Source organism: Lentibacillus jeotgali (assembly GCF_000224785.1).
Lineage (GTDB): Bacteria > Bacillota > Bacilli > Bacillales > Amphibacillaceae > Lentibacillus > Lentibacillus jeotgali.
Genome location: NZ_AGAV01000005.1, coordinates 51,197 through 75,370, shown reverse-complemented (window position 1 = coordinate 75,370; position 24,174 = coordinate 51,197). Strand labels below are relative to the sequence as shown.

Annotated in this window: 27 protein-coding genes, 3 pseudogenes and 2 riboswitches; of the genes and pseudogenes, 4 read left to right on the top strand and 26 right to left on the bottom strand. The window is 41.6% G+C overall.

The window, feature by feature from the left end; all coding sequences use genetic code 11:
* The first annotated feature begins 6 nt into the window (after positions 1-6).
* Complete coding sequence (locus tag ON01_RS03140; protein WP_010529549.1) at positions 7-354, top strand: acyl-CoA dehydrogenase family protein; 348 nt, start codon at positions 7-9, stop codon at positions 352-354.
* 93 nt (positions 355-447) lie between these two features.
* Here ON01_RS03140 and ON01_RS03135 read toward each other — a convergent pair whose 3' ends face one another.
* The 3 genes from ON01_RS03135 to ON01_RS03125 form a co-directional block, all read right to left on the bottom strand.
* Entirely contained in the window at positions 448-1,788 is a 1,341-nt protein-coding gene (locus ON01_RS03135) for a CitMHS family transporter (protein WP_010529548.1), read from the bottom strand.
* A 161-nt stretch (positions 1,789-1,949) separates the two neighbouring features.
* Positions 1,950-2,684 (bottom strand): response regulator, encoded by a 735-nt coding sequence (locus tag ON01_RS03130; RefSeq protein WP_010529547.1) that lies wholly within the window; start codon positions 2,682-2,684, stop codon positions 1,950-1,952.
* Entirely contained in the window at positions 2,677-4,332 is a 1,656-nt protein-coding gene (locus tag ON01_RS03125; RefSeq protein ID WP_010529546.1) for an ATP-binding protein, read from the bottom strand. Before ON01_RS03125 ends, ON01_RS03130 begins: the two co-directional genes overlap by 8 nt.
* Positions 4,333-4,837: 505 nt before the next feature.
* Here ON01_RS03125 and ON01_RS18765 point away from each other — a divergent pair.
* The gene (locus ON01_RS18765; RefSeq protein WP_245544968.1) at positions 4,838-5,224 is read left to right on the top strand and encodes a DMT family transporter; all 387 of its coding nucleotides are present in this window, start codon (positions 4,838-4,840) and stop codon (positions 5,222-5,224) included.
* Here ON01_RS18765 and ON01_RS03115 read toward each other — a convergent pair.
* The 5 genes and pseudogenes from ON01_RS03115 to ON01_RS03095 form a co-directional block, all read right to left on the bottom strand.
* Entirely contained in the window at positions 5,168-5,776 is a 609-nt protein-coding gene (locus ON01_RS03115) for a trimeric intracellular cation channel family protein (RefSeq protein ID WP_010529544.1), read from the bottom strand. The two genes, ON01_RS18765 and ON01_RS03115, sit on opposite strands and share 57 nt — an antisense overlap.
* 325 nt (positions 5,777-6,101) lie before the next feature.
* Positions 6,102-7,034 (bottom strand): aldo/keto reductase, encoded by a 933-nt coding sequence (locus ON01_RS03110; RefSeq protein ID WP_010529543.1) that lies wholly within the window; start codon positions 7,032-7,034, stop codon positions 6,102-6,104.
* A 355-nt stretch (positions 7,035-7,389) separates the two neighbouring features.
* Positions 7,390-7,506: pseudogene (locus tag ON01_RS03105) on the bottom strand (N-acetylmuramoyl-L-alanine amidase family protein); the annotation flags it as partial.
* Between the two features lie 144 nt (positions 7,507-7,650).
* Entirely contained in the window at positions 7,651-8,340 is a 690-nt protein-coding gene (locus ON01_RS03100) for an LrgB family protein (RefSeq protein WP_010529541.1), read from the bottom strand.
* Positions 8,333-8,698 carry a CidA/LrgA family protein gene (locus ON01_RS03095; protein ID WP_029328961.1) on the bottom strand — a complete coding sequence of 122 codons (366 nt, stop codon included), beginning with the start codon at positions 8,696-8,698 and terminating at the stop codon, positions 8,333-8,335. The genes ON01_RS03100 and ON01_RS03095 overlap by 8 nt, the downstream gene beginning before the upstream one ends.
* Positions 8,699-8,908: 210 nt before the next feature.
* On the opposite strand from ON01_RS03095, the gene ON01_RS03090 reads away from it, so the two are divergent.
* Together ON01_RS03090 and ON01_RS03085 are read left to right on the top strand one after the other, a co-directional pair.
* Positions 8,909-9,292, top strand: coding sequence for a MarR family winged helix-turn-helix transcriptional regulator (locus ON01_RS03090; RefSeq protein WP_083838355.1), 384 nt, complete (start codon positions 8,909-8,911; stop codon positions 9,290-9,292).
* A gap of 11 nt (positions 9,293-9,303) precedes the next feature.
* Positions 9,304-10,527 (top strand): MFS transporter, encoded by a 1,224-nt coding sequence (locus ON01_RS03085; RefSeq protein WP_010529538.1) that lies wholly within the window; start codon positions 9,304-9,306, stop codon positions 10,525-10,527.
* Positions 10,528-10,729: 202 nt separating this feature from the next.
* Here ON01_RS03085 and ON01_RS03080 read toward each other — a convergent pair whose 3' ends face one another.
* From ON01_RS03080 to ON01_RS03005, 18 genes and pseudogenes are all read right to left on the bottom strand, one after another.
* On the bottom strand, positions 10,730-11,314 hold the full coding sequence (locus ON01_RS03080; protein WP_040912256.1) for a class I SAM-dependent methyltransferase: 585 nt from the start codon (positions 11,312-11,314) through the stop codon (positions 10,730-10,732).
* 18 nt (positions 11,315-11,332) lie between these two features.
* Positions 11,333-11,508: pseudogene (locus ON01_RS18760) on the bottom strand (response regulator); the annotation flags it as partial.
* Positions 11,509-11,565: 57 nt separating this feature from the next.
* Entirely contained in the window at positions 11,566-12,324 is a 759-nt protein-coding gene (locus ON01_RS03075; RefSeq protein ID WP_010529535.1) for a cytochrome c biogenesis CcdA family protein, read from the bottom strand.
* Positions 12,324-12,971, bottom strand: a complete 648-nt coding sequence (locus ON01_RS03070) for a hypothetical protein (protein WP_010529534.1) — start codon at positions 12,969-12,971, stop codon at positions 12,324-12,326. Before ON01_RS03070 ends, ON01_RS03075 begins: the two co-directional genes overlap by 1 nt.
* A 128-nt stretch (positions 12,972-13,099) precedes the next feature.
* On the bottom strand, positions 13,100-13,696 hold the full coding sequence (locus ON01_RS03065) for a TlpA family protein disulfide reductase (RefSeq protein ID WP_010529533.1): 597 nt from the start codon (positions 13,694-13,696) through the stop codon (positions 13,100-13,102).
* A gap of 607 nt (positions 13,697-14,303) precedes the next feature.
* Positions 14,304-14,462: pseudogene (locus ON01_RS18755) on the bottom strand (Lrp/AsnC ligand binding domain-containing protein); the annotation flags it as partial.
* A gap of 28 nt (positions 14,463-14,490) precedes the next feature.
* Entirely contained in the window at positions 14,491-15,090 is a 600-nt protein-coding gene (locus ON01_RS03055; RefSeq protein WP_010529532.1) for a class I SAM-dependent methyltransferase, read from the bottom strand.
* Positions 15,091-15,113: 23 nt separating this feature from the next.
* The gene (locus ON01_RS03050) at positions 15,114-15,590 is read right to left on the bottom strand and encodes an S-ribosylhomocysteine lyase (protein WP_010529531.1); all 477 of its coding nucleotides are present in this window, start codon (positions 15,588-15,590) and stop codon (positions 15,114-15,116) included.
* Positions 15,583-16,293 carry a 5'-methylthioadenosine/S-adenosylhomocysteine nucleosidase gene (gene mtnN / locus ON01_RS03045; protein WP_010529530.1) on the bottom strand — a complete coding sequence of 237 codons (711 nt, stop codon included), beginning with the start codon at positions 16,291-16,293 and terminating at the stop codon, positions 15,583-15,585. Before mtnN ends, ON01_RS03050 begins: the two co-directional genes overlap by 8 nt.
* A 62-nt stretch (positions 16,294-16,355) precedes the next feature.
* On the bottom strand, positions 16,356-17,555 hold the full coding sequence (gene metK, locus ON01_RS03040) for a methionine adenosyltransferase (RefSeq protein ID WP_010529529.1): 1,200 nt from the start codon (positions 17,553-17,555) through the stop codon (positions 16,356-16,358).
* A 203-nt stretch (positions 17,556-17,758) separates the two neighbouring features.
* Positions 17,759-18,145, bottom strand: a complete 387-nt coding sequence (locus ON01_RS03035; protein ID WP_010529528.1) for an MFS transporter — start codon at positions 18,143-18,145, stop codon at positions 17,759-17,761.
* A 32-nt stretch (positions 18,146-18,177) separates the two neighbouring features.
* Entirely contained in the window at positions 18,178-18,405 is a 228-nt protein-coding gene (locus tag ON01_RS18485) for a Bcr/CflA subfamily drug resistance transporter (protein ID WP_010529527.1), read from the bottom strand.
* Positions 18,406-18,605: 200 nt separating this feature from the next.
* Positions 18,606-18,703, bottom strand: a riboswitch (SAM riboswitch).
* Positions 18,704-18,843: 140 nt separating this feature from the next.
* A complete protein-coding gene (locus ON01_RS03030; protein WP_010529526.1) occupies positions 18,844-19,626 on the bottom strand; it encodes a sulfite exporter TauE/SafE family protein in 783 nt (260 codons plus the stop codon).
* Positions 19,627-19,676: 50 nt separating this feature from the next.
* On the bottom strand, positions 19,677-19,904 hold the full coding sequence (locus ON01_RS03025; RefSeq protein WP_010529525.1) for a sulfurtransferase TusA family protein: 228 nt from the start codon (positions 19,902-19,904) through the stop codon (positions 19,677-19,679).
* A gap of 92 nt (positions 19,905-19,996) precedes the next feature.
* Positions 19,997-21,127 (bottom strand): MBL fold metallo-hydrolase, encoded by a 1,131-nt coding sequence (locus ON01_RS03020; RefSeq protein ID WP_010529524.1) that lies wholly within the window; start codon positions 21,125-21,127, stop codon positions 19,997-19,999.
* A gap of 21 nt (positions 21,128-21,148) precedes the next feature.
* Positions 21,149-21,550, bottom strand: coding sequence for a DsrE/DsrF/DrsH-like family protein (locus ON01_RS03015; protein WP_010529523.1), 402 nt, complete (start codon positions 21,548-21,550; stop codon positions 21,149-21,151).
* A 386-nt stretch (positions 21,551-21,936) separates the two neighbouring features.
* Positions 21,937-22,197 carry a metal-sensitive transcriptional regulator gene (locus ON01_RS03010; protein ID WP_010529522.1) on the bottom strand — a complete coding sequence of 87 codons (261 nt, stop codon included), beginning with the start codon at positions 22,195-22,197 and terminating at the stop codon, positions 21,937-21,939.
* Between the two features lie 584 nt (positions 22,198-22,781).
* Entirely contained in the window at positions 22,782-23,900 is a 1,119-nt protein-coding gene (locus tag ON01_RS03005) for a 5-methyltetrahydropteroyltriglutamate--homocysteine S-methyltransferase (protein WP_425357497.1), read from the bottom strand.
* 87 nt (positions 23,901-23,987) lie between these two features.
* Positions 23,988-24,083: riboswitch (SAM riboswitch) on the bottom strand.
* Positions 24,084-24,174: the final 91 nt, after the last annotated feature.

The following is a 24,174-nucleotide window of genomic DNA, read 5'->3' as shown; positions in this document are numbered from 1 at the left end:
TCCGATTTGCCAAATGTAAAACAAAAACTCGGAGAAATCGAACTTGGCCTACTAGAAGCAAAGCATCTCCTTTACTCCGTGTCTGATAAATGGGACAAGAGTGATGAAAGCATACGGAACACGACGGGACCTGAGCTGGGGGCGGTTAAATTATCCGTCGTAAATAAAGCAGTTCATGTCGTTGATTTGGCCATGAGAATTGTTGGTGCACGAAGCCTCTCAAAGAAAAGCAAACTACAGCTCTATTACCGTGATATTCGGGCCGGACTGCACAACCCGCCAATGGATGACATGACAATCATGAACTTCGCATATAAATCGATCAGTGGGGTGCTTCCCCCCACTGAATGTTAGTTGAACAGAATCGGGGCTGACCCTAAAAGCCACTAATCAGGCGGCTTCATGGTCAGCCCCTCATGCTGTCCTATAACTGTAGCAGGAAGGATATTAAACGACGCCAATTAGTACTCCAATAATCAACAGCACAATGCTTAATCCCCATAACCACGGCAGGGAGTATTTAATATGACGTCCCATTTCCAAGCCTGACAAACCGAGTGCCAGCCAAACCGCTGGTGCAAGCGGACTGACGAATGTCCCAACGATGTTCCCAATAATCATCGCATAAGCTGTAGATAATGGATCTGTGCCAAAACCTGATGCGATCTGCTCAACAACAGGAAGCAACGCAAAATAATACGCATCTGTACTTAGCAGTAGATCAAATGGCACTCCCAAGAGACCGATAATCAGGTGTAAATACGAGCCAACAGCATCAGGCATGACTGCCACACCATCTTCTGCCATTGCATCGAGCATGCCTGACCCTGTCAGAATTCCCAAAAATGACCCTGCAGCAAGAATAATCGTTGCCATCGTTAAAGCACTTGATGCATGTGCCTTGATTCTTTCCGTCTGGTCTTTCAATTTCGGATAATTGACTAGGAGTGCAATACTCAGCCCAATCATAAACGCAAAGCCAGCTGGAATGATCCCTGATACTAACACAGCTACAACACCTATTGTAATAAGAGCATTTAGCCAAATTAAGTTCGGACGTGCAAGTGAATTTTCAGTGAAGGAAGCCTTCCCGTCCCCTTTCTCCATTTCTTCTGTTGACTCCTCAAGTGCAGCTGCAGACTCCTGGAAAGATACTTGATGTCCAAATCGCTCTTTAATTCTCCGTCTCTCCCTGAATCCAAGGAAGACTGCTAATCCGATCATCAATACCATCCCAATAATTTGCATTTGTATGAGCGGATACCATAATTCGGTAACATCTATATTTAGAACAGAAGCAGTCCGTCCCAAAGGCCCTGCCCATGGCGTCATATTCATGATGGCTGCACTCCCAGCAATTAAGAGAAGCAGCAGATAAGGGTCCATGTTCAATCGTTTATATAATGGGAGCATTGCCGGAATGGTAATCAGAAATGTCGATGCACCGGAACCATCCATTTGAGCAAGTGCCGCAATCAACACGGTAGCCACACAAATAGCAATAATATTCCCTTTGGAAAGCGCAATCATCTTATTGATTAAAGGATCAAAAAGCCCCGCATCCTGCATAACCCCAAAAAAGAGAATCGCAAAAACGAACATAACAGCAACATTGATTACTTGATCAATTCCCTGATTAAAAAATTCGCCAATTTCACTAAAGCCATAACCGGCGGCAAATGCGCCTATTACAGGTATTAATACCATTGCAATGATAGGTGAGACTTTCCCTTTGATCAGTAAGAAGACAATCGTAAGTATGGTTGCAAATCCTATTAAACTTAACATAGAATCGTCCTTTCTTTCATATTGTTAAAATTTATTATTATTACGGCTCCCCCCTGCTATGTAAACGCTAGCAATATAGTATGGAAAGATACCTTTTTTGAGAGTTATTTAATAAATTAGCATGAAAAAAAAGAAGGATAAACCTTCTTCTGATAAGTTGTTTATTTATTAAATTGCTCATTTTGTTCATAAGTTTCACGAATGATATACTGACGTTCGGGTCTGCCAACACTTCCGTATTTCAAAGTGGTTGTAACCTCACTCATGGAAACCAGATATTCCAGATACCGGCGGGTGGTGGAGCGACTTGTTCCGATTTGCTTGCTCAATTCCACAGCTGTTATCCCTTTTCCTTTGACAGACTTTAAAAAATCGGTGATATCTTTCAATGTAATCGGATCAATTCCTTTAGGCAAATTTGCATTTGTCTTAGCATTGTAAACCGATGAATGATTTAGGCCTGTAATCGAATCGATCGCTTCCTGCTCCAAAGTCTCTTTTGCAGCAAAATATTCACGACTCCGCTTATATCGCTTCAGAGACTGAGCAAAACGATCCGCATCCACCGGTTTCACGATATAGTCAAAAACCCCGCCCCGCAGAGCCTCTTCAATGGCCGATGTCTCATTGGCAGCAGTGACCGTTATCATATCTATATCATGATATTTATGACGGATCTGCCAAAGCAGCTCCATTCCTTTTACATCCGGGATATAAATATCAAGCAATATCAGCTGTGGCCGGGATTTGCATTTTTGCAAGATTTCCAATGCTTCTTCCCCTGTCTTTACCACTGCGTCAACGGTATACCCTTCTACCATTTCGACGTATTTCCTGTTTATTTCAGCAATCCGAAAATCGTCTTCGATAATAAGAACCTGTATATTATCATTCATCCGTATGCCCTCCATTTCCGGGTATGATCATCACAAAACAGGCGCCGCCCATTTCTCCTTCTTCCAGAATAACTTCGCCTCCTGAGGCATGCACGATATGCCGGGTCAATGCCAGGCCATGTCCCCGGTTTTCGTATTCCTTAGTAGAATATCCTTGTTCAAAAATGTATGGAGCAGCTTCTTCCGTAACTCCAGGGCCGGAATCCTCCACCTCTGCCACGATATCTTCCCCCATATCTGTAAAAAAGATGGCTATTCGCGGCTCCCTCTCCTGACCATTTTTCACTGATTCAATCGCATTTTCAAGCAGATTCCCGAGACCGGTAATTAAAGCCTCTTGTTTCTTTCCCTTATATTGCTGGATAAGCTGACTGTCCGGATGAATAGTCATCGTTACCCCAAGTTCATTTCCCTGGTTAAACTTGCCCTGCAAAAGACCCTGTACTACCGGATCTGCTACATGTTGTGCCAAAAACTGAGATCGTTCCTGTTGGATATTTTTTACGCTTTTTATAAAATCGATGGCTTCCTGCTTTTCATCTAATTGAAGCAAACCAAGAATCGTATAGAGTTTATTGGAAAATTCATGCGTCTGGGCACGCTGCGCATTGGCATACTGTTTAATTTGCACAAGTTCCTGCGTTACATGTTCAATTTCTGTTTTTTTGCGAAATGTGGCTACAGCACCGGCAATTGTTCCTTCACTGTATACAGGAACCCGATTGACTAATACAACACTCTCTCCAAGTACCATTTCCTTGTCGTAATGACTCTCGCCAGTCTCCAGTACACCAGTCAAATCGGTATGAGGAAATAGTTCACTGATCGGTTTCCCGGAAAAATGATCCGGTTCGTGCTCATTATCAAATAGAATTTGTTTGGCGGCTGTATTCATCAACGTTACAATTCCCTTATTGTCAATGGCTATCATTCCTTCGTGGGTTGACTGCAATATCGCTTCCCTTTGCAGCAATAAGTAGGAAATTTCCTCCGGTTCCATATGGGACAATAATTTCTTTATATAACGCGCAATAAAAATGGCACCTGCTATCCCTAATAGGACAATGACTGACAGGGTAATCCATATAGTTTGGCTCTGATTGGCTATAATACCTTGAACATCCTCATTAAGAAAACCAACAGATACCACGCCGATAATATCCCCTGCTTCATTTAGAATCGGCACCCTTCCATGAATAGACAATCCAAGGGACCCAGTGCTCCGGGAAACGTGGGCTTTTCCGTCCCTAAGAGCACGGAGGTTATTCCCCTCTATCATTTTTTCCCCGATCCTGTCAGGGTTTGGGTGAGAATATCGAATTCCTTCCCTGTTTCCGACAACAACAAACTCTGCCCCTGTTTCTTTCCGGATTGGTTCTGCAATTTCCTGAATCACAGAAGAAGGATTTCCCAATTGGAAGGCTTCTTCTACTTGGGGTATATTGGCAACGCTCTGCGCCACACTTAAGGCGCGTTTTCCCATCTGGTCCTCAATGGTATCGGAAATAAATATTTGAAGGAATCCAGCAAAAATGATAAATATACCAACGATCAACAGACTGATCAAGCCGACCATTTTGAATTTTAAACCGAATTTGACGTTTGGCAACAAATTTTGCTTTTTATTATGCTTACGAAAATGAGTCATACTGTACGGTCCCTTCATGGCGAGAAGATATTGAATCAGTCCACTGCCCCAATAAAAAAACAGGAGAAAACTATCTTATGCCCCTGGTTAGACAGTAACTATTTATGTCGATTCTATTATAGTAGCAGCAGATGAGTATGTCACCTCTATTCACCTAACGGATCATACTTAAAAACTTGGAAGAATGGATTTGTGGATTACTAAGTGGGGAAACTTGAATTGAAAATAGCATTTGCAGTATGATTCTTATTGAAAACTTTATAACATCAGGAGTGATTCATAAATGCTTTTAAGAAACGCCAAACTTTATGGTCAGGAGAACAGATGGGATATTGAATTTAGGAAGGATAAAATACATTCTATTACGCCGGTTAAGATCAATAATGAATCCAATGATAATAACGTCATCGACCTAAACGGAAAGATCGTGCATAAAAATGCCCCAGCCTTATCATCCTTGTGAAATGATGAAAGAGAGGGGCAATGCAATGTTCAAAACTTATCTATGGCTGATATTCTGGGCGGAAGCTGGCAAGTATGGGGACTTTTGATCATAACGGCAATTGTCATCCATGGTATAGCAACACTTATCTGGAATCAATATATTCGTTATGCCGCTGCTTCAAGGGCATCCATACTATCCAACCTGGAACCGTTCATTGCCATGATCATGGGAGTAATTTTGCTGCAAAAACCGATTACCGGTCACGAAATGATTGGGTCGATTTTTTTGTGGGCGGTGTCTTGTTCGCCACCTACCAGCGATGGAGACAGAACCGGCTGTAACATTGATGCGGCTGCTTCTTTTGGATCAAAGGGGTCCCGCAACGGATCATTAAGATATAGAATGACGGGGCAGTCTCCATTGATAATGGACCGAACACATCCTTAATGCAACAATTCCGGCAAACAGAGCGCCTGTTGTCCAAGGTCCTTGGACGATGCCAAGACCAACCACTAAACCGCCCATTGTTGCCCAAAGCGCATAAATTTCTCTGCGAAAAATCATCGGTTTTCTCCCGGCAAAGACATCCCGGATCATTCCCCCGCCTGAACCGGTCAAGGTAGCAGCAACGAGAACAGCACTCAACGGCGCATTAACGCCAACAGCGCTCAAAGCCCCTTGTATTGCAAATGAAGCTAACCCGATCGCATCAAAAAAGATACCCCATTTATTCCAATATTGTATCCACCACCGATCCGGAATTAAAAAAATGAGAATAATCGTGAAGAAAACAGCAACAACCAAATTTCCCTGTGTCCAAATGGGGCCGGATTCGATTGGAATGCCGATTAATAAATTACGAATTGTACTGCCTCCATAGGCAGTTGTAAACCCTAAAACCAGAACACCAACGATATCATAATCCTCTTCCATTGCAATAAGGGCACCACTGATAGCAAAAGCAAGGGTGCCTATGATATTAAGAACTTCCCATGTCATCACGATTATCTTCCTTTTGTTTTATTATAATTCGGTAGCAACCCATTATACAAACATAGAAGGTTACTCTTACGGGAAGTAACTTTCCAAGAAGGCTAAAATAGCGCGCAATATTTCCGCCATGATTGTAACAATTCCTGTTTTCAACAGTTTAATGCATTTTTGTTTTAAAACAAAAAAAGACGCAGACCCTTACTTCGGAATGCGTCCTTTTTATATAATATACCCTTAAAATCAAACCCGTATTGATCAATCTTGAAATACCTATTCCACCCACGGCAAATGGATAATACAGCTGCAGAAATTTCTATTCCTATAACAACCTTTATTGAAAAATACGGTCAATCTCCTGAATTTCATCATCTGTCAATTGAACATCAAGGGTTTTCAGATTATTAAGCACCTGCTCAGACCGTTTCGCACCAGGAATGATGGCGTCAATAGTATCGCTCGTTAAATACCACGCAAGGACAACATGTGCTACGTCTGCACCTTTTGCATCCGCAATTTGGCGCACCTTGTTCACTTTCGCCAGATTTTGCTCGAAGGCTCCTTCCTTGAAGTATGGTGAGTTCGCCTGCAGGTCATTTAAACGTGAATCCTTATCATATTTTCCTGCCAGCAGTCCTGCTGCCAAAGGGAAGTATGGGATAAACGAAATATTTTGCTCAGTTGTATAAGGGAAAATAGTATTCTCAGCTTCCCGGTTCAATAGATTATATTCGCCCTGATAAACGTCAACATAGCCGTCCTTATCGGCTGCTTTCAATTGGTCGGGTGTGAAATTGGAAAGACCGATAGCACGGATTTTTCCTTCATCCCTCAATTCTTTCAAGGCTCCGACTGCTTCAGCCTCAGGTGTTTTCTCATCCGGATAATGGATATACATTAAATCAATATAGTCCGTTTGCAGCCGCTGAAGACTGTTTTCAACTTCCTGTTTTAAGAAGGCAGGTGAATTGTCATTGACCATGCCGTCATCCTTAAATACTGGGGAAACTTTTGTAGCAAGAACCAAATCGGATCGCTTGCCGCTTTCCTTGACTACTTCACCAACCAATTCCTCTGAGCGCCCCGGGCCATATAAATAGGCTGTATCTAAGAAATCAACACCATTGTTAATGGCTGTCCGCACAAGTTCTTTGCCTGCTTCTTCATCTGTATCAGGAAATAAATTGTGTCCACCTACAGCATTTGTTCCAAGACCAACCGGATTCACATATAATCCTGATTTACCAAGTTGTACTTGTTTCGCCATGTTAATCAATCTCCTTTTGTGAATAGTAGTGAAGATTATGGGTGAATTAAAAGATCAGATAAAATATCACTTATGCAACTTTTAACAGTCATTAGTCCCCGTTTCTCTTAATTCCCTAAGCTTTGATTTTTAAAACAATTATCCCGTATGTATATCCTGCTTCACTATGCTCATGTGCTTTGCATTACTTTTTCGACTCTGCTTAAGTCCGCCATTCTCAACAAATAACTGTCACGAGTTACAAGTTGCAGCTTGCGGCTCGTTTATGATATTTTTATTTCTTGAAGAATTTCCTCTAGATTTTGCATAGCTGAGTTTATCATTCGTTCATATAGATTCAAAATAGATTGACCATCGTTAATATGCTCCGGATGCGACGCGCAATATCCAGATTGATATCCTTCTCATCCAATCCATTTCCTTGTGCACCAGGATCTGAACCCCCGTGTCCCGGATCCAGGTAGAGTTTCATCAAAACACCCCTCGTCATTTAAATATGGTGCAGTATATTGTATTTCAAGGAAGCGACTCACGATTGGACAAGAGTTTACTTCCTATTAAATTGAGGAAAATAACGGAAGTATTGGGATTATCGATACTGAGATTTCTTTATCTTCTACATCCACCATCCAGCAAACAATGGCGCAATCACCGATACGACAATTGCACTCACCACCATGGCGATGGTACTTACCGAACCCTCCAGCGAATCACGCTCCATGGCAATAGCCGTCCCGATAGCATGGCTCGCACTTCCGATACCGACACCAGTACCGATATAATGATGGACACGGGTAAATCTAAGAACAAACGAACTAAGCATAGAACCGCCAATTCCTGCAATCATGACAAACACAGCAGCTAATGACTCAATCCCCCCCACCCCGGATGCCACTTCCATTGCAACTGGGGTGGTTGAATTTTTTGGTATAAGCGAGTAGATGATTTCCTCACCCACCCCTCCCCATTTACTAAGCAGGATGCCGCTGGAGATGCCTACTACTGCACCGATAACGGTTCCTGTAAGAATGGGAAAGGTAAGCTGTTTGAGTGTATTCCGATGCTCATACAAAGGATAAGCCAAGGCGACTACGGCAGGTCCGAGCAGATGATTGATCCACCCCCCGCCAATCATATAAGTCTCATACGGAATTTGAAAGAGAAGCAAACTCATAACCAGTATCAATGTAGCAATAATGACAGGAGCCATGAACGTATAGCGCCATTGCTGGTAAACCTTCAGTCCAATGAGATAGCAGACAATCGTCCCAATAACTGCCGTTAAGCCAATGATAAGATTACTCATTACTGTGACTCCTCTCTTTGTGCTCGATTAGTAATTGACTCACATGCCCCGCAGATATCATCACCATGAGTGTACTTACAAGACCGATGACTACCAGCAACAGGCCCTCCCCTGAAAACAGATCCAGATAATTGATGACACCAACCGTTGCGGGAATGAAAAACAATGCCAGATGCTTGATGAAAAAACGTGCGCCATCCTCTACCCAAGGAGCTTTAATGATCCCTGCCATCAGCAGGATAAACAGAAGAATCAGACCGATGACACTTCCCGGAATAAACAGGCCAAATACCTGCTGAACCCATGTTCCCATTATATACATAACATATAGCACTCCAATATGAAGGACTATTTTCATAGCATTTACCAATCAAGGTCACCTCAGTTTTCATTCAATGCCATCTAGTATAGCAAAAATACTAGATTCAAATCATTTAATTTACACTAGACATCTTCTCAATTTATTGCTACACTACAAAAGTTATCATTGGTAATAGTTATCATTGATAACTATTTTCAGGAGGTGTAACCCATAAAGTCTACACAAAAGTTCTTTCACCAATTGCTCATGTTATACCGCCCTTTTGAAAATCAATTGAATGCGCAGCTGAACAAACATAACCTGCATCGAGCACAATGGACCATTTTATACTACTTATACAATTTTGGTTCGGCAACACTTGTCGAAATTTCCCATTATCAGGGTGTTGAGAAACCAACTGTCACCAGAACCTTTGCCAGTTTAGAAGGATTGGGTTATGTAGAGAAAGCGGCGGGAAAAGACAAGCGCGAAAAACGCATGCAGCTGACAGTGCTTGGCAGAACCGTTTATGAGAATGTCCGTGTCAGCATTGACCAATTTGAACAAGAGATTTTACAAGGCATATCTGAAGAGGAACAACTGGAGACCATTCGAATTATGGAGGAAATCCGAAACAACATCAACAAGTGAGGAGATAGTTCGTGAAACAAACGAAGCTTTGGACGAAAGATTTTATGATCATATCGTTAGCAAATTTTTTCTTATATTTAGTTTTTTATTTATTATTAGTGACTATGACTGTCTATGCAGTAGAGCAGTTTCATGTATCGGAGAGTCAGGCTGGACTTGTAACAGGCATATTTATTATTGGAACATTAATCGGACGGCTATTTATTGGCCGTTTGATCACATCTATTGGTAACAAAAAAATGTTATATTTTGGTCTCATCTTTTTTGTTTTGATGTCCCTATTATACTTTGTCGATGGAGGCATTACCTTTTTTCTGATTACCCGCTTATTGCATGGAATTGCCTTAGGTGCAGCCAGTACAGCAACAGGAACCATTGTTGCGGAAGTGATACCTGCTGAGCGAAAGGGAGAAGGAATTGGTTATTACAGCATGAGCATTACTCTTGCAACGGCAATCGGTCCGTTCATTGGACTATATATGAGTTCACATACGACTTATCAGGTGATTTTTGGTTTTTGTCTGGCATTGGGAATCATCAGCCTGATTATATCCTTATTTGCTAGAATACCAGCCACGAAAAAGCCGCCAAAGATTGCAGCTGCTGAAAGTAAAAAGAAATTGAAGCTTTCCGGCTTTGTGGAACCAAAAGCATTACCAATCGGACTCGTACTCATCATCATATCGGTGGGCTATGCCAGTGTCCTTTCCTTTATTAATTTCTATGCGATTGAAATTGACCTGGTCGAAGCGGCAAGTCTGTTCTTTATTGTCTATGCCGTAGCAATCCTGGTATCACGACCATTTACTGGACGCCTAATGGACTTAAAAGGGGCAAACTGGGTCATGTATCCGGCTTTCCTTCTATTTGGAGCAGGGCTACTGCTGTTAAGTGCCGCACAAAGCAGTATCTCGCTATTATTAGCTGGTGTACTTATGGGTCTCGGGTTTGGTAATATGCAATCCACCACACAGGCGATTGCGGTGAAGATGACACCGCCATATCGGATGGGACTGGCAACATCAACCTACTATATCGCGCTTGATGCCGGACTTGGATTTGGACCATACGTACTTGGATATATCATCCCATTAACCGGATACAGCAATCTATACGTCATCATGGGTATCATGGTCCTTGCTACGACAATTCTTTATTATGTCATGCATGGAAAAAAGGAACATTCGATTTCCGTAAATATGGAACCTACAACATCAGAAACCAGGGCGAACTAAATTTACCACATGAAAAAATTGCTATCCGCATCAATTGGTATCCTGGGTGAGTTTTATCTCCCGAAGAATATTCCGAAGGGGAGATTGTTTTTTAAAAAATCTCCTCTTTTGTTGATGTTTCCATTCCAAACAGTCTTTAAATTTGTTTTAAATCAGCCATGTGATTTCACGCCTTAACCATATTACATTATTGGTTAACTACTCAATTAATTCTCTCTCCTTTTCTCGCCTTAATGGCATAGTGTTCTGAATCAATGTAGAATAATTCCGTATTGAATCCATTTTCTTTCAGTAAGTTATCCATTTCTTTAGACGGGATTCTTATTTCAAGCGGAGGTCCGGATTCAGTTTCAACTGCTTCCCAATCCACTAATAACAAATATCCTCCCGGTTTAAGAATGCGTTTCATTTCATAAATTGCCTGGTTTATATCTGTGACTTCATGAATGACAAATGTGTTTAGAACACGGGTTACCGAATGATCAGCGAGTTTAATATTTTCAAGATCACTCACAATTAGTTTAATGTTTTCAATATTTTCCCTTTCTGCATTCCCTTTAAGTCTTTCGAGCATTTCAGGTTCAATATCTACAGCATAGACGTCACTTTCTGTCAGCTTGGCTATAGGAATCGTAAATAAGCCCGGTCCTGCTCCTAAATCTGCAACTTTGTCCGCTTTATTTACATTTAAATGTTCATCAATTATTTTTTCAGGTTGTAGTTCCGCTTTTCGTTTCTTGCTCATTAATTTATCAGCGTTCTTAGGATCAAAACGTTTGTTTTCCACCACCAATATTCACCTCTTTTTGGGAAGCATTAAATCAAGTAGAATTAGGCAAGGATGATACGTCAAAAAAGCCTGCTTAGCCTTTTCCCATCTGCAGCCTCAATAACGTCATACCCCGCTTTTTCCAGATAAATAGTTATTAATTCACGAATCATCTTGTCATCTTCAACTACTAGAATGGTTTGTTTCTCCATGACCACCTCAAGTTAATTGTACTATTATAACAGTAGAAATTGATCTTTCATGAATTATCATCCCAATTCAGATAACCATGTACCCTCGACCAGATCGAGCAAGAAACCTGAAATACGCGGCATCAGCCCGAAAAATAACACCAGGCCCATAACAATCATAATTACTGCACCAACTTTCATAATCACCTGGCTGTGTCTGACAATCCATTTCGTTGAACCAAGGAAAAACGTCAACAAAAGAAACGGTAATGAAAAACCAATCACATACATGATCGTGTAAACTACACCCTGACCAGGATTACTGGCGGCCAGAAGCAAAATTGATCCAAAAATCGGTCCAATACACGGCGTCCATCCTGCCGCAAAGCCAAGTCCGATAAAAAATGTCCCGAAATACCCCGCCGGCCTTTTGGAGAATTGATACCGTTTTTCCTTCATCAATGACGGAATGGTAATCCAACCGGCAACAAATAATCCCATCACAATAATAAGAATTCCGGCAATACGCTGAATAAGCAGTCCAGATTCCCCAACGAGCAATTGCTGTGCCCAATTGCCTATAAATGAAGCACTTGCCCCCAAACTGATAAATACCAAGGAAACCGCCAACAGAAAGATGAGTGAATGACTTAACAGCTGTCGGCGAATTTTAGTATTATGATCTCCCTGCAATTCTTTTACACTGATACCGGTGATATACGACATATAAGCCGGAAAAATCGGCAGCACGCATGGTGACAGAAAGGACAAAGCACCTGCACCCACGGCCAAAAACATTCCAACGACTAACATTGTATCTGCTTCAATTCCACCCATTACGATCCCCTCTTTCTTTTCAAATATAGAATATATGAAAAACCGACGACGAAAACAAGCATCAGAAACCATGGTGTGATCATATAGCCAAATACAGTCACAAACGGCTGAATAAACAATAATAATAGAATGCCAAGGAACCAAACAGTTAATATAACAAGGATGGACGTACTTGATGCAACACCATTTTGCATAAAAATAAATAATAATAAGAGAATGGTCAGTAGAATTAGATACCCGAAGGCAAATTGATTATCGTTCCATATGTATTGAATAAATTCATATGCAAATGACGCCGTCAGTAATACAAGCAGGAAAGATTTCAGGAACAACAGTGTATCCAATTGCCATTTTGAAGACTTATAAAAAAACAACACCGCACTGAAAACGACAGCCAGATAAAATGAATCCGAGTCACTGGGATAAGCCAGGATGGACAGTGGGTCCTCCATGAAAACGGGAAAATTCAATATAATTTTTCCTGCCCAGACAAAAATAATTAGGTTAGTGAGCTGTGAAATCATTTCTTCCAGGTAGTCCTTTCGTTGTTCCTTTGACAAATCACCCAAAAAAATCAGGATAATAAACCCGAGTCCAATACTGAATACCATTATCCCGATTGACATTAATTTATTTGCTATCACCACGAAATGATTCCTCCATTCATACTCGTACCATATAATACATTGCCAATATGAAAATTTGATGAATATGCTTTCTCTGAATAGAAAAAGGCAATGAAGGTGTGGCAAAACCCTCCATTGCTTATCAGAAGCTATTCCATCTTTTCCAATTCCTGAACCATAAGGTCATAATTCATTGCGCCCATAGCAATGTATTGTACATGACCACTGGAATCAATCATATAGGAAGTCGGATATGCCATTACCTGATACGTATCAGCAACATCAGAATTTTCATCCATCAGGACCGGGAATGTCATGTCATATTCTTTCGCAAACGCCCTGACATCCTCTATGCTTTCTTCCGTATCTGTCAAATCAACTGCTAAAATCTCCACATCCTTCTTGTCATACAGCTTTTGAAGGTCGGGTATTTCAGCTCTGCATGGCGGACACCATGTAGCCCAAAAGTTGACGATGACACGTTCACCACGATAATCAGACAAGCGCACCGTTTCCCCTTCAAGTGTCCTTAACTTAAAGTCGGGAGCAATTTGCCCAACAGAAGTCCCTACTTCATCGGACTCCTCGACCTGACTATCTCCCCCGGCAGGCGGTGGTGATGTGATTTTGGCACCGCCCGAACTATTATTTTCTTCAACGGACGTTTCATCGGTCGAACTTGAAAAATCATAAACAGCCCATCCAAACATGACTACGACAACTAGAACAAGAATCGCTTTTTTCATTGTCTGTAACCTTCATACCTTTCTCATACTGATATTCACATAACCTTGATGTTAAAGAGAAAACCCTGATGCCTCGTAAGCAACTCCGTTTTCACCTGAAATACTCATTTTACAGAACCATGATTTCCCTTCATTATTCACCGTACAACACCAATATGAAAATTTGATGAAATTAACACTTGTTATTGTAAAAAGTTTAAAGAACAATGAAGAATGTAGGGAAGTTTTTAGAAACCTTCCTGATTAGCGAGCTCCATCCTAGAAGCTTTGTGAAGAACTGGCGCAGGACAATAATATTGACTGGATGATAGCTGCCTATGGAGGCCCCGGTGTCATTATTGGCACAAACATCGGAGTAATCCTGTCACAACGACTCCCCGGAAAATTGTGCTGTAAATGCTATCCGTATCATTGGTCGTTATTGGTGTCAGAATGTATTTTCAATAAAGAGAAAGAAGTAAGAGCTAATTAATAGACCCGTGTTTTCCATCGAAATGGAATTCGTTTCTGAGGAAGTATCGCCTGTAAAGCACTTTTCCAACAAGAAAAATCCGATAGAAGTTAATTTTCATCCCGGGTTTAAAGTCTAAAAATTCCACCAAGCACATTATTTAATTTCTTGTATGGATAGATACAAAGAATAGTTTCCATAATCGAGTATTTTATTAAGAAAAAGATTTAATTGTTCTTGCGTATTAACTTTCACTTTCATACTGTAACATCCTTCTCCCGATACTCGGTGAGCTTCAACTATCTCTTTTCGTTCCTCCCCTCATCGAGTCCTAACATCCTTATCATTTCTTTATCACGGCCTGAATAACATGACCCTGCCCTATATGTCTTTTCCCTTCCATCCGATTGGCTTCACCGTAATAAAAATGAATACATTTGTAATTTTTAATCCAACCCAGAATATCTGCCGGATTATATAACATATCAAGAGCTGGCGGGCCGCCTGTTCGATAGTTAAGCTGATCGTCAGAGTAAACCTCAAACATGACATAACCCCCAGATTTCACGGAATCCATCATGTTTTCCATTAAGAATGGCTGGTCTTGTTTCGGAACGTGCCCAAATACCATAATAGCAGCATCAAATTGATCGGTTTTCACTTTTTCGTTCGTCAAATCAATTTCAACCGCTTCGACGTTAACATTATTTTGGCCAGCCAATGTTTTTGTTTTCTCAAGGCCAATTGTTGATTGATCATAGGACGTTACGTCATGACCCAATTTGGCCAGATAAACCGCATTGCGACCTTCACCTTCTGCAAAGCAACCAACTTTTGAATGTTCCGGAATGATACCGCTCATATCGTGTATAAATACATTTTCCCTTTCACCATAAACATAATCTTCATCTGAAAAACTGTTATCCCAATGTTCTTTTGACATCATCATTACCTCCCTCGATTTGATTAACGTTCACCTGCAAACACTTGAGACCATTCCTCTTTACCATCCAGCATCCAGGAGGCAATTTCTTTGGCACCCTCAAGACTATGATTAGCAGCCCATCCGCATTGCTTTGGATTGCATGCGGGAACTTCGTCAGCCTCCAGAACATCTTTCAATGTTTTTTCTAAGGCCACTAATACATCATCATAACTGTCATTATTCAACACCGACATATAAAATCCTGTCTGACATCCCATGGGGCCGATGTCAATGACATTATCCAAATGATTCCGGATGATACCTGCCATTAAATGTTCAAGGGAATGCAAACCCGGCATATCCATATGGGATTCATTCGGCTGACAGAAACGGATATCATATTTGTAGACAATATCACCGTGTGACCCTTTTGTTTTTCCTGCAAGACGAACATAGGATGCTTTAACAGCTGTATGATCCAATTCAAAACTTTCGACGTTTGCTAATTCTTTACTCATTAGTCTTCAACTCCTTGATCATCGTTAATATAAGCGCTGCAGAATGTGTTGCAGCAGTTTGTAAAAACTCATTAAAACTCGCAGGTGCCTCCCTTCCAGCGATGTCCGACAACGACCGAATGATTACAAATGGTGTTTCGAACCTATAACACACTTGAGCTATCGCACCCGCTTCCATCTCAGCTGCCTCGAGATCCGGGAACTTGGTCATGACAAAGGCGACACGTTCTGAATCGGACATGAATGAATCGCCTGTTGCGATCAGACCTTTAACGACATAGTGTGCATTGGTCCCTTCCTTCGCTGCCTTTTCAGCAAGGTTCATCAAGCGTCCATCAGCCTGGTAAGCAGCAGGCATCTTTGGAACCTGGCCATATTCATAGTCAAACGCCGTGGCATCCACATCGTGATAACGGACTTCCGTTGAAATCACAATATCGCCAACTTCCAAGCTCTTGTTAAACCCGCCTGCTGATCCTGTATTGATGACGACATCAGGCCGGAAATGGCTTAATAAAATCGTTGTAGCAAGCGCTGCATTTACTTTGCCAATCCCTGACTGTAGCAAAACGACATCTTGACCGGCCATTGTTCCCTGATAAAAGGGAGTCCCGGCAACAACCTTTTCTTGATAGGAACCTAGTTGTTCTTTGAGGTTTTGGACCTCTTCATCCATAGCTCCGATAATACCAATTCTGGTCATAAATAAACCTTCTTTCTTGTTTTATTCTCATTAAATAGAAAGAGTCTAATTAAAATCTCTGTTTATATATCCTTTTTAAGAAGGTCTGCCTTATCCGTTTTTTCCCATGGAAATTCAGCATCTGAGCGTCCAAAATGACCGTATGCCGCTGTTTTCTGATAGATGGGACGACGTAAATCCAGCATTTTAATAAGACCAGCCGGACGCAAGTCAAAATGGGCTCGTATTAATTCAATCAAACGTTCCTCCGACACTCGCCCGGTCCCAAACGTATCGATGGAAATTGACACCGGCCCGGCCACACCAATCGCATAAGCCAGTTGGATTTCACATTTATCGGCTAATTCTGCGGCAACAATATTTTTAGCAACATACCTTGCAGCATACGCCGCCGAACGATCCACTTTTGTCGGATCTTTACCTGAAAATGCGCCACCGCCATGACGAGCATAGCCGCCATAAGTGTCTACAACAAGTTTCCTTCCCGTTAAACCAGCATCACCCTGCGGACCTCCGATAACGAATCTGTCCGTCGGATTAATCAAATACTTAGTGTCAGGGTCAATAAGTTCTTCTGGAACCGTCTCATCAATAACATATTTCTTCATATCATCTGTCATTTGTTCAAACGTTACCTCTGGGTGGTGCTGAGCCGAGATAACGATGGTATCTAAGCGTTTAGGTCGATCATTCTCATCATACTCGACGGTGACCTGTGTTTTGCCATCAGGCCGCAGATAGTTTACGATGTTATTTTTTCTAACTTCCGCCAATCGTTGGGATAACTTATGGGCTAACGAAATAGACAGCGGCATGAGTTCAGGGGTTTCATTAGAGGCATATCCAAACACGATGCCTTGATCACCTGCCCCAATCGCTTCGATTTCGTCATCAGACATACGTCCTTTCCGTGCCTCCAATGCCTGATTGACTCCTTGCGAAATATCCGCAGACTGCTCATCGATGGATGTCAAAATAGCACATGTATCCGCATCAAACCCATACTTGGCACGACTATAGCCTATCCTTCTGATTGTTTCCCTAACCGTGTTTGGGATATCAACATATGTTGAAGTTGTCATTTCTCCTGTAACCAAAACTAAGCCAGTATTCACTACGGTCTCACATGCTACACGAGCGTTAGGATCATGCTTAAGCACTTTATCGAGAGTAGCATCAGAGATCTGATCGCTTATTTTATCTGGATGTCCCTCCGTTACAGACTCCGAAGTGAACAGTTTGCGATAATATTTTTGTGTCATCTAACCCCTCCTAAATCATATTTGGTTCAGCCATTTCTTACTTAATAGCATAACTTGCTGAATTTATGGGAAACAATTCCTCTATCAACCTTATACTATATACCCGTATAGGTATTATGTAAAATAGTTTGTTTGAGAGATGTTCCCAAAAGGCAAATGTAAAAATTTCATACGACACCGGAAACGGGATAGAATGAAAGAAGCTAATCCAATTCACTGCTGTTTCGTTTGACGAGAACATGATAAATTGTGAACGCCATCATGCTGCTAATGAAGATGATAATAGCCATCGGAACGGCTGTATGACCGCCAGCAATCCCAACAAGTGGCGAAACAAGACTGCCTCCAGCAAACGGAAGGATGCCAAGAAAAGCAGACGCACTTCCTGCCATTTTACCTTGACGTTGCATTCCTAAAGAAAAACTTGTTGTGTTCACCATCCCTACACTTGCGACAACAAGAAACAGTGCCGGGAGCAACACCCACATTGGCAAGGAAAACAAGACAGTTGCAATCAGCAGCAAACTGCCGGCAAAGGAGATCGTAACCCCCCATTGTAATAAATGTGCTTCCTCTATTTTTGAAGACAATTTACCTGTAAGCTGTGCTGCTATAATGATGCCTATTCCATTAATAGCAAATATAATCCGATTAACGTTGCGGTTATGCTTAACTGGGCAAGTGATGCTGTTGTTTGGAAACCATCGGTCACAGCCGGCAATCCTGGTAAATACATATTCATTGATAATGGACCAAATGCAGTTAACGCTCCTAATATAAGCACCATCCATACTTTATTGAAGTGTTTTGATGTTTCTTGCTGATCTATTGTTTGTTTCATTTCACTCATAAAACGTCGAATCCTTTCTTAAATAAATTATTTGGGTCAAATATCTTACCACCATACTGTACGGGGGATATTAATGCAAAGCCTATTATTCTCTCTTTAAAACTTCGATTCATCCTGCCCCCCCTTATATTGTTTACCCAGATGAAAAAACCCTCTTCTTTAATCAATAAGAAGAGGGCTTGATATCGTAAGTATCGCTCTTCTTATCTTCAGCATACGCCTCTGGAATTAGCACAGTACAAAAAAGTCTGTTGCTGAGGTTTCAACGGGCCAGTCCCTCCACCTCTCTGGATAAGAAATATACAAGTATTTAATTACTATTGCATAGAATATATCAGCCTAAAGCAAACGTCAAGTCGGACGAACAAGGGGGACGTCGTTTGGTTTGCGTCACGTTTTTCTCGGTAAGAGCTTTTTACGATGCTGAGCCATTGTTGTTTAGAAGAAATCCATCCAAATTTTAATCGCAGTTCCCAGAATTAGAACGGCCAAAATAGCTTGCAGTACCTTCGTGTTGACGCGCTTTCCGGCATTAGCGCCCAGTGGGGATGCAATCAGACTTGCGATAATCATAATAACAGCCGGAACAAAGAGTACCTGTCCCGTCATGAGCTTGCCAGCAGTTGATCCAATGGAAGATATAAACGTAATGGCAAGTGATGATGCAATCGTCATCCGTGTCGGTATTCTCAGGACAAGCAGCATAATCGGAACCAATATAAATGCGCCAGCTGCCCCAACGATACCGGCACCAATCCCTGTCACAAATGCCAGCATTGCGGCAAGCCACTTATTAAATGTAACCTGATCAAGCGGTATATCATCAATTTGCTTCTTAGGAACAAACATCATAACGGCGGCGATGGTAGCCAACACACCATAAACAAAATTGACACCGCCATTTGTCATGAAACGGGACCCAAATCCGCCGATAAAACTCCCGACAAGAATGCTAATCCCCATGTAAAGAATTAATGTTTTGTTTAAGTAACCGCCTTTTCTGTATGCCCAAACACCGCCGATCGTCGCAAACAGCACTTGAACGGCGCTAATGCCAGAAACTTCGTGGGCTGTAAACGCTGATAACCCTAATAGGGGTGGAATGTATAAGAGCACCGGATATTTAACGATAGATCCGCCAATTCCAACCATACCGGAAATAAATGAACCGGCAAATCCAATGAGGAATAGAACAACGATAAAAACGAAACTATATTCCATATGAACCTTTCCCTCCTAAAAGAAGGGGGCCCCAGTAGCTGGGGTCTCCATTAAGCCTTTTTAATCCAGAATTTCAGGACGTCGTCTTCTTCTGCCTCTTCCATTAGTTCATGACCACCGGATTTCGCCCATGCTGCCAAGTCGCTTTTGGCTCCTTTATCTGTTGCATGAACTTCCAGAATGTCACCTGATTCTATCTCATCAATTGCTTTTTTCGTTTTGACAACAGGCATTGGACATGCCATACCTTTTGCATCTAATACTTTTGCTGCTTCCATCATAAGTTCCTCCTTATTAATTTATCACTTTATTATTCTCACAGTTGATCATATACTTCGTTTTTCCGAGGGGTTGCGCCTGCCTTAGAATATTATCCGTGCACTGCACAGCGATTTGGTCCAATTTCCATTTCGCGTTGTTTTTCGTCTTCCGGATTCATTTTACCCATATTGGTCTGCCGGATATTTTCATATTCATTCGGCTGTGGCGGTAAGTTCTCGGTAACCATTTTCCGGAATTCATGTTCATCATCCACCTGTAGGCCTGAGTTACGCTGATATAGATCCCCCAGACGTGCTTTGACACTGCCGTCATCAGTCAATTCTTCAACGAATGAATAGTGTGCGGGCAGCACAACGAGGTCGTCAGATAGTTCTTTATAACGGTTGTAAAGTGTATCGCGGAGATCGCCCACCCAATCGTCCGCCTTTCCGGCTAAATCCGGACGGCCGATGGATTTGACGAACAGAATATCACCGGTCAGCAGGTATTGATCATCAATAATCAGGGACGTGCTTCCTATGGTGTGTCCCGGTGAATAGATCGGCTGCACCTTTATGGTTGTGTTGCCAACAGTTATATCACTGCCTTCTTCCAATGGCGCATAATCAAACGTCACTTCACCAGCATCTTTCGGTGGCAAATGATACGTTCCAACAGTGTTTTCAGCAAGCTGACGGCCACCTGAAATATGGTCAGCATGAAGATGGGTGTCGATTGTATGCTTAATTGTGACGCCTTTCTCTTCAGCAAACCGTTCATAAATGTCTGTCATCCGGTTGGCGTCGATAACTACAGCTTCATTTCCTGAAACAACCATATAGGATAGGCACCCTTTACCAAGACGGACAAACTGATACAGACTGCCACCACCATCCAAGCCAGCTAGTTTAACTGGTTCAAGATGTTCACTCCATGCTTTCATACCGCCTTCCAAATCGTAAACATTAGTAAAGCCTTCTTCTTCCATCAATTCAGCTATCATTTTAGATGAATTGCCTTTAGCACAGACAACAATGATTTCCTGATCCTTATTCAGCTTTTCAGCAACAGGACCAACGCCATCAAGCAGGTTAAAATACGGCTCATTCATAACCTCAACACTGTCGCCTTCAATTTTCCAGTCATCGAATTCATCCGTATTCCGGACATCGAGAATCAACGCGTATTCCCGGTTTACCACGCGACGAGCCAGTTCCTTTGTTGTTATACTTTGTGACATTACTGATAGCCTCCTTTTGTTTTAAAATGTTAGTGATATATCAGCATCTTTGGCGAATTCAATAAATGATGCCGCTCCGCCAACCTCAATGCCATCAACAAAATTATCTTTTTCAAGATTCATGACATCCATCGTCATTTGACACCCAATCATTTTAACGCCCATTTCCTGTGCCATGCCCAGCAGTTCACTGATTGAAGGGACATTGGCTTTTTCAAAACCTTCCTGAAAATGTTCCTTTCCTTCCGGCAGCGGCAGATTCTTGTACGCTTCTTTATGAATCAGGTTAAGCCCTTCAAATGTGAAGAATATGCCCACTTCTTTATCGGATGCTGCAGCTGCGGTCGCAATGTTAAATACTTTATACGCATCAAACATACCTCCATTAGCTGCAATAATTGCTACACGTGTGTTGTTTTCCATTGTGTATTCCTCCAAAATTAGTCGTTTGATTTTTCAGTTGGACAGTCCCATTCAGACATGCCCTGTTCCCTACCGTATACAAACTATGACCTTCTACACTTACCAGTAGGGGTATATATAAATTAAAAAAATAGGTTTGAATGGAAAATGGTGACTTCAAGTCATAGCGGTTATAACGTGCGGAATGATATAAGCTGCTATCTTTATCTAATTGCTGCTCTAATAAAACAATGGTTGTTTTTTGACCCCCTTTCTTTTTCAAAAGTTTCTAATATACATATACCTGTATGGGTATATAAACAAGCAATAAAAAAAGGTTAGTACGATTTATGTGACTTAACCTATTTTTTAGTTTAGAAGAAGTTGCAATCAAATTGTCAGCTATTTTATCTGCTTTTGACAAGTAAATTAACTGCCTCTTTAACTAGATCCTCAGAGTTTTCACCATTTTGTTTCTCTTCACGGATACACTGCTCAAGATTCTGACTTACTATTACCGCAACCGTGCGATCCAGTGCATTTCGGACAGCCGTCATCTGAGTCACAACATCACGGCAATTTTTCTCTTCTTCCATCATTTTCGCTAGCCCTCTGACTTGTCCTTCTATACGTTTAACACGGTTTTTAACGTCTCCTTCGTATTGCATTCGATTGTCACTCCTTTCATAATATCCACATCTGAGGAAACAATATACGCAATCTAAATATCATTGGACGGCATTCACAAATATATCGCTAGACATTGACAAACAAAGTCATTGCTTCAATATGATATCGAATTTAAACTCATTTACAGTGTTCCAAACACAGGGTCAATTTTGCGATAGAAAAGTCTGTACAAATAAGGTTATGAAAGTTTGCTATCATCATTTCTTTTCTTTAAAAGGACTACACTTAGTATATACCCCGGCGGGTAATTTGTCAAACTGGGATAAACACTTGTATGTATATGTGTAAATAATTCTTGGGGAATCCTGGGGCTATTGAGAAGGCGCCCTTGCACCCTAATAGCCCGCACTGTCCGCTTTATACCCCGCTGTTTAAACAGAATATCACCTGTATCTGATCTTTTCCGTATCACTTTTCTTCGCAGTACGATCTTTTCTTAAGTCTGATCATTGTAACAACATTTATGCTGTCTTTTTTTCAGAGGATACCCCACATTATGTATCTTGCAACAGTACATGCATTTCGGATGTTCGCGTTTAAATCAGGTTTGGCACTTGACTAATTATTTCCAAACATCCTGTGCAATTTCAACTACGTGTCGTAACTTTGCCCACTGTTGTTCTTCCGTCAGTATGTTACCTTCTTCTGTCGATGCAAACCCGCATTGTGGACTCAGACATAATTGGTTCAAGTCTACAAAATGTGCCGCTTCATTAATACGCTGCTTCACTTCTTCCGGATTTTCCAAATCCGAATGTTTAGAGGTCACCAGACCGAGCACAATCTGCAGATCTTTCCGTTTGACGAATCGAAGCGGATTAAAATCGCCAGCCCGGTCACTGTCGTATTCTAAAAAGAAACCGTCAACGTTAATCCCGTCAAACAAAGTCTCTGCGACGGGTTCATAACCACCGGAGTACATCCATGTGGAACGAAAATTACCACGGCAAATATGCATGGTAATGGTTAAGTTATCTGGGCGGTCTTCTACGGCTTTGTTGATAGTGTCTGCGTACAAAGCAATCAGTTCATCCGGATCCGTCCCCTGAGATCGCATCCTTTCTCTTTCTTCTTCAGAGGACAAAAAAGCCCATGCCGTATCATCCAGCTGCAAATAGTGACAACCGGCATCATAGAAAGCTCGAATTGCCTTTTTATAGGCATTAGCCAAATCATGCATGAATTCCTCCGGATCGTTATAAATACCCTGCTGGATATCCCCTCGAAGCCGAAGCATACTTGGACTCGGGATCGTCATTTTGGCACAGTGTTCCCCTGCGATGCTTTTCAGAAACTTAAAGTCTTCAATCATCGGGTGATCACTAAAATCAAGTTTGCCTGTCACCTTGATGCCGCGGGCTTTCGTTTCCTGATTTTGAAACTGTAAGCCTGAATTAGCTTCAAACCTTTCAACACCGTCCAGGTTTTCAAGAAAGTCAAAATGCCACCAAGATCGCCGTAGTTCGCCATCTGTTACAGCATTGAGTCCCAACTCCTTTTGTTTTTCGACGATGCGTTTGATTTCCTGATTTTCGATGTCACGTAATTGTTCCGCGTTGATATCGCCATTCACTTTTTGCAGACGAGCCTGTTTTATTTTGTCAGGTCTTAATAAGCTCCCGACTTGATCAGCACGAAATGGCGGTCTATTGCCTTGAAGTGATTGTTGTTTGATAATAATTTACCTCCCTTGTTTGTTTACCTGGCATGAAAAAAGCCCTCTTCTTAAAATCAATAAGAAGAGGGCTTGATGCCGTAAGTTTCACTCTTCTTATCTTCAGCATACGCCTCTGGAATTAGCACAGTACAGATGTCTGTTGCTGAGGTTTCAATGGGCCAGTCCCTCCGCCTCTCTGGATAAGGAAAATACAAGTATTTAATTACAGTCCATACTATAACGTGTTCCTAAAACAAAAGTCAAGAGAAGAAGTCGAAGGACAGGATCCACGCTTTAA

What these genes read in the sequence shown, in the direction of transcription:
- ON01_RS03135 (WP_010529548.1), bottom strand. Translation starts at nt 1,788, where the DNA reads ATGTTAAGTTTAATAGGATTTGCAACCATACTTACGATTGTCTTCTTA.
- ON01_RS03130 (WP_010529547.1), bottom strand. Translation starts at nt 2,684, where the DNA reads ATGAATGATAATATACAGGTTCTTATTATCGAAGACGATTTTCGGATT.
- ON01_RS03125 (WP_010529546.1), bottom strand. Translation starts at nt 4,332, where the DNA reads ATGACTCATTTTCGTAAGCATAATAAAAAGCAAAATTTGTTGCCAAAC.
- ON01_RS18765 (WP_245544968.1), top strand. Translation starts at nt 4,838, where the DNA reads ATGGCTGATATTCTGGGCGGAAGCTGGCAAGTATGGGGACTTTTGATC.
- ON01_RS03115 (WP_010529544.1), bottom strand. Translation starts at nt 5,776, where the DNA reads ATGACATGGGAAGTTCTTAATATCATAGGCACCCTTGCTTTTGCTATC.
- ON01_RS03110 (WP_010529543.1), bottom strand. Translation starts at nt 7,034, where the DNA reads ATGGCGAAACAAGTACAACTTGGTAAATCAGGATTATATGTGAATCCG.
- ON01_RS03100 (WP_010529541.1), bottom strand. Translation starts at nt 8,340, where the DNA reads ATGAGTAATCTTATCATTGGCTTAACGGCAGTTATTGGGACGATTGTC.
- ON01_RS03095 (WP_029328961.1), bottom strand. Translation starts at nt 8,698, where the DNA reads ATGAAAATAGTCCTTCATATTGGAGTGCTATATGTTATGTATATAATG.
- ON01_RS03090 (WP_083838355.1), top strand. Translation starts at nt 8,909, where the DNA reads ATGTTATACCGCCCTTTTGAAAATCAATTGAATGCGCAGCTGAACAAA.
- ON01_RS03075 (WP_010529535.1), bottom strand. Translation starts at nt 12,324, where the DNA reads ATGGGTGGAATTGAAGCAGATACAATGTTAGTCGTTGGAATGTTTTTG.
- ON01_RS03065 (WP_010529533.1), bottom strand. Translation starts at nt 13,696, where the DNA reads ATGAAAAAAGCGATTCTTGTTCTAGTTGTCGTAGTCATGTTTGGATGG.
- ON01_RS03055 (WP_010529532.1), bottom strand. Translation starts at nt 15,090, where the DNA reads ATGTCAAAAGAACATTGGGATAACAGTTTTTCAGATGAAGATTATGTT.
- ON01_RS03050 (WP_010529531.1), bottom strand. Translation starts at nt 15,590, where the DNA reads ATGAGTAAAGAATTAGCAAACGTCGAAAGTTTTGAATTGGATCATACA.
- mtnN (WP_010529530.1), bottom strand. Translation starts at nt 16,293, where the DNA reads ATGACCAGAATTGGTATTATCGGAGCTATGGATGAAGAGGTCCAAAAC.
- metK (WP_010529529.1), bottom strand. Translation starts at nt 17,555, where the DNA reads ATGACACAAAAATATTATCGCAAACTGTTCACTTCGGAGTCTGTAACG.
- ON01_RS18485 (WP_010529527.1), bottom strand. Translation starts at nt 18,405, where the DNA reads ATGAGTGAAATGAAACAAACAATAGATCAGCAAGAAACATCAAAACAC.
- ON01_RS03030 (WP_010529526.1), bottom strand. Translation starts at nt 19,626, where the DNA reads ATGGAATATAGTTTCGTTTTTATCGTTGTTCTATTCCTCATTGGATTT.
- ON01_RS03025 (WP_010529525.1), bottom strand. Translation starts at nt 19,904, where the DNA reads ATGGAAGCAGCAAAAGTATTAGATGCAAAAGGTATGGCATGTCCAATG.
- ON01_RS03020 (WP_010529524.1), bottom strand. Translation starts at nt 21,127, where the DNA reads ATGTCACAAAGTATAACAACAAAGGAACTGGCTCGTCGCGTGGTAAAC.
- ON01_RS03015 (WP_010529523.1), bottom strand. Translation starts at nt 21,550, where the DNA reads ATGGAAAACAACACACGTGTAGCAATTATTGCAGCTAATGGAGGTATG.
- ON01_RS03010 (WP_010529522.1), bottom strand. Translation starts at nt 22,197, where the DNA reads ATGCAATACGAAGGAGACGTTAAAAACCGTGTTAAACGTATAGAAGGA.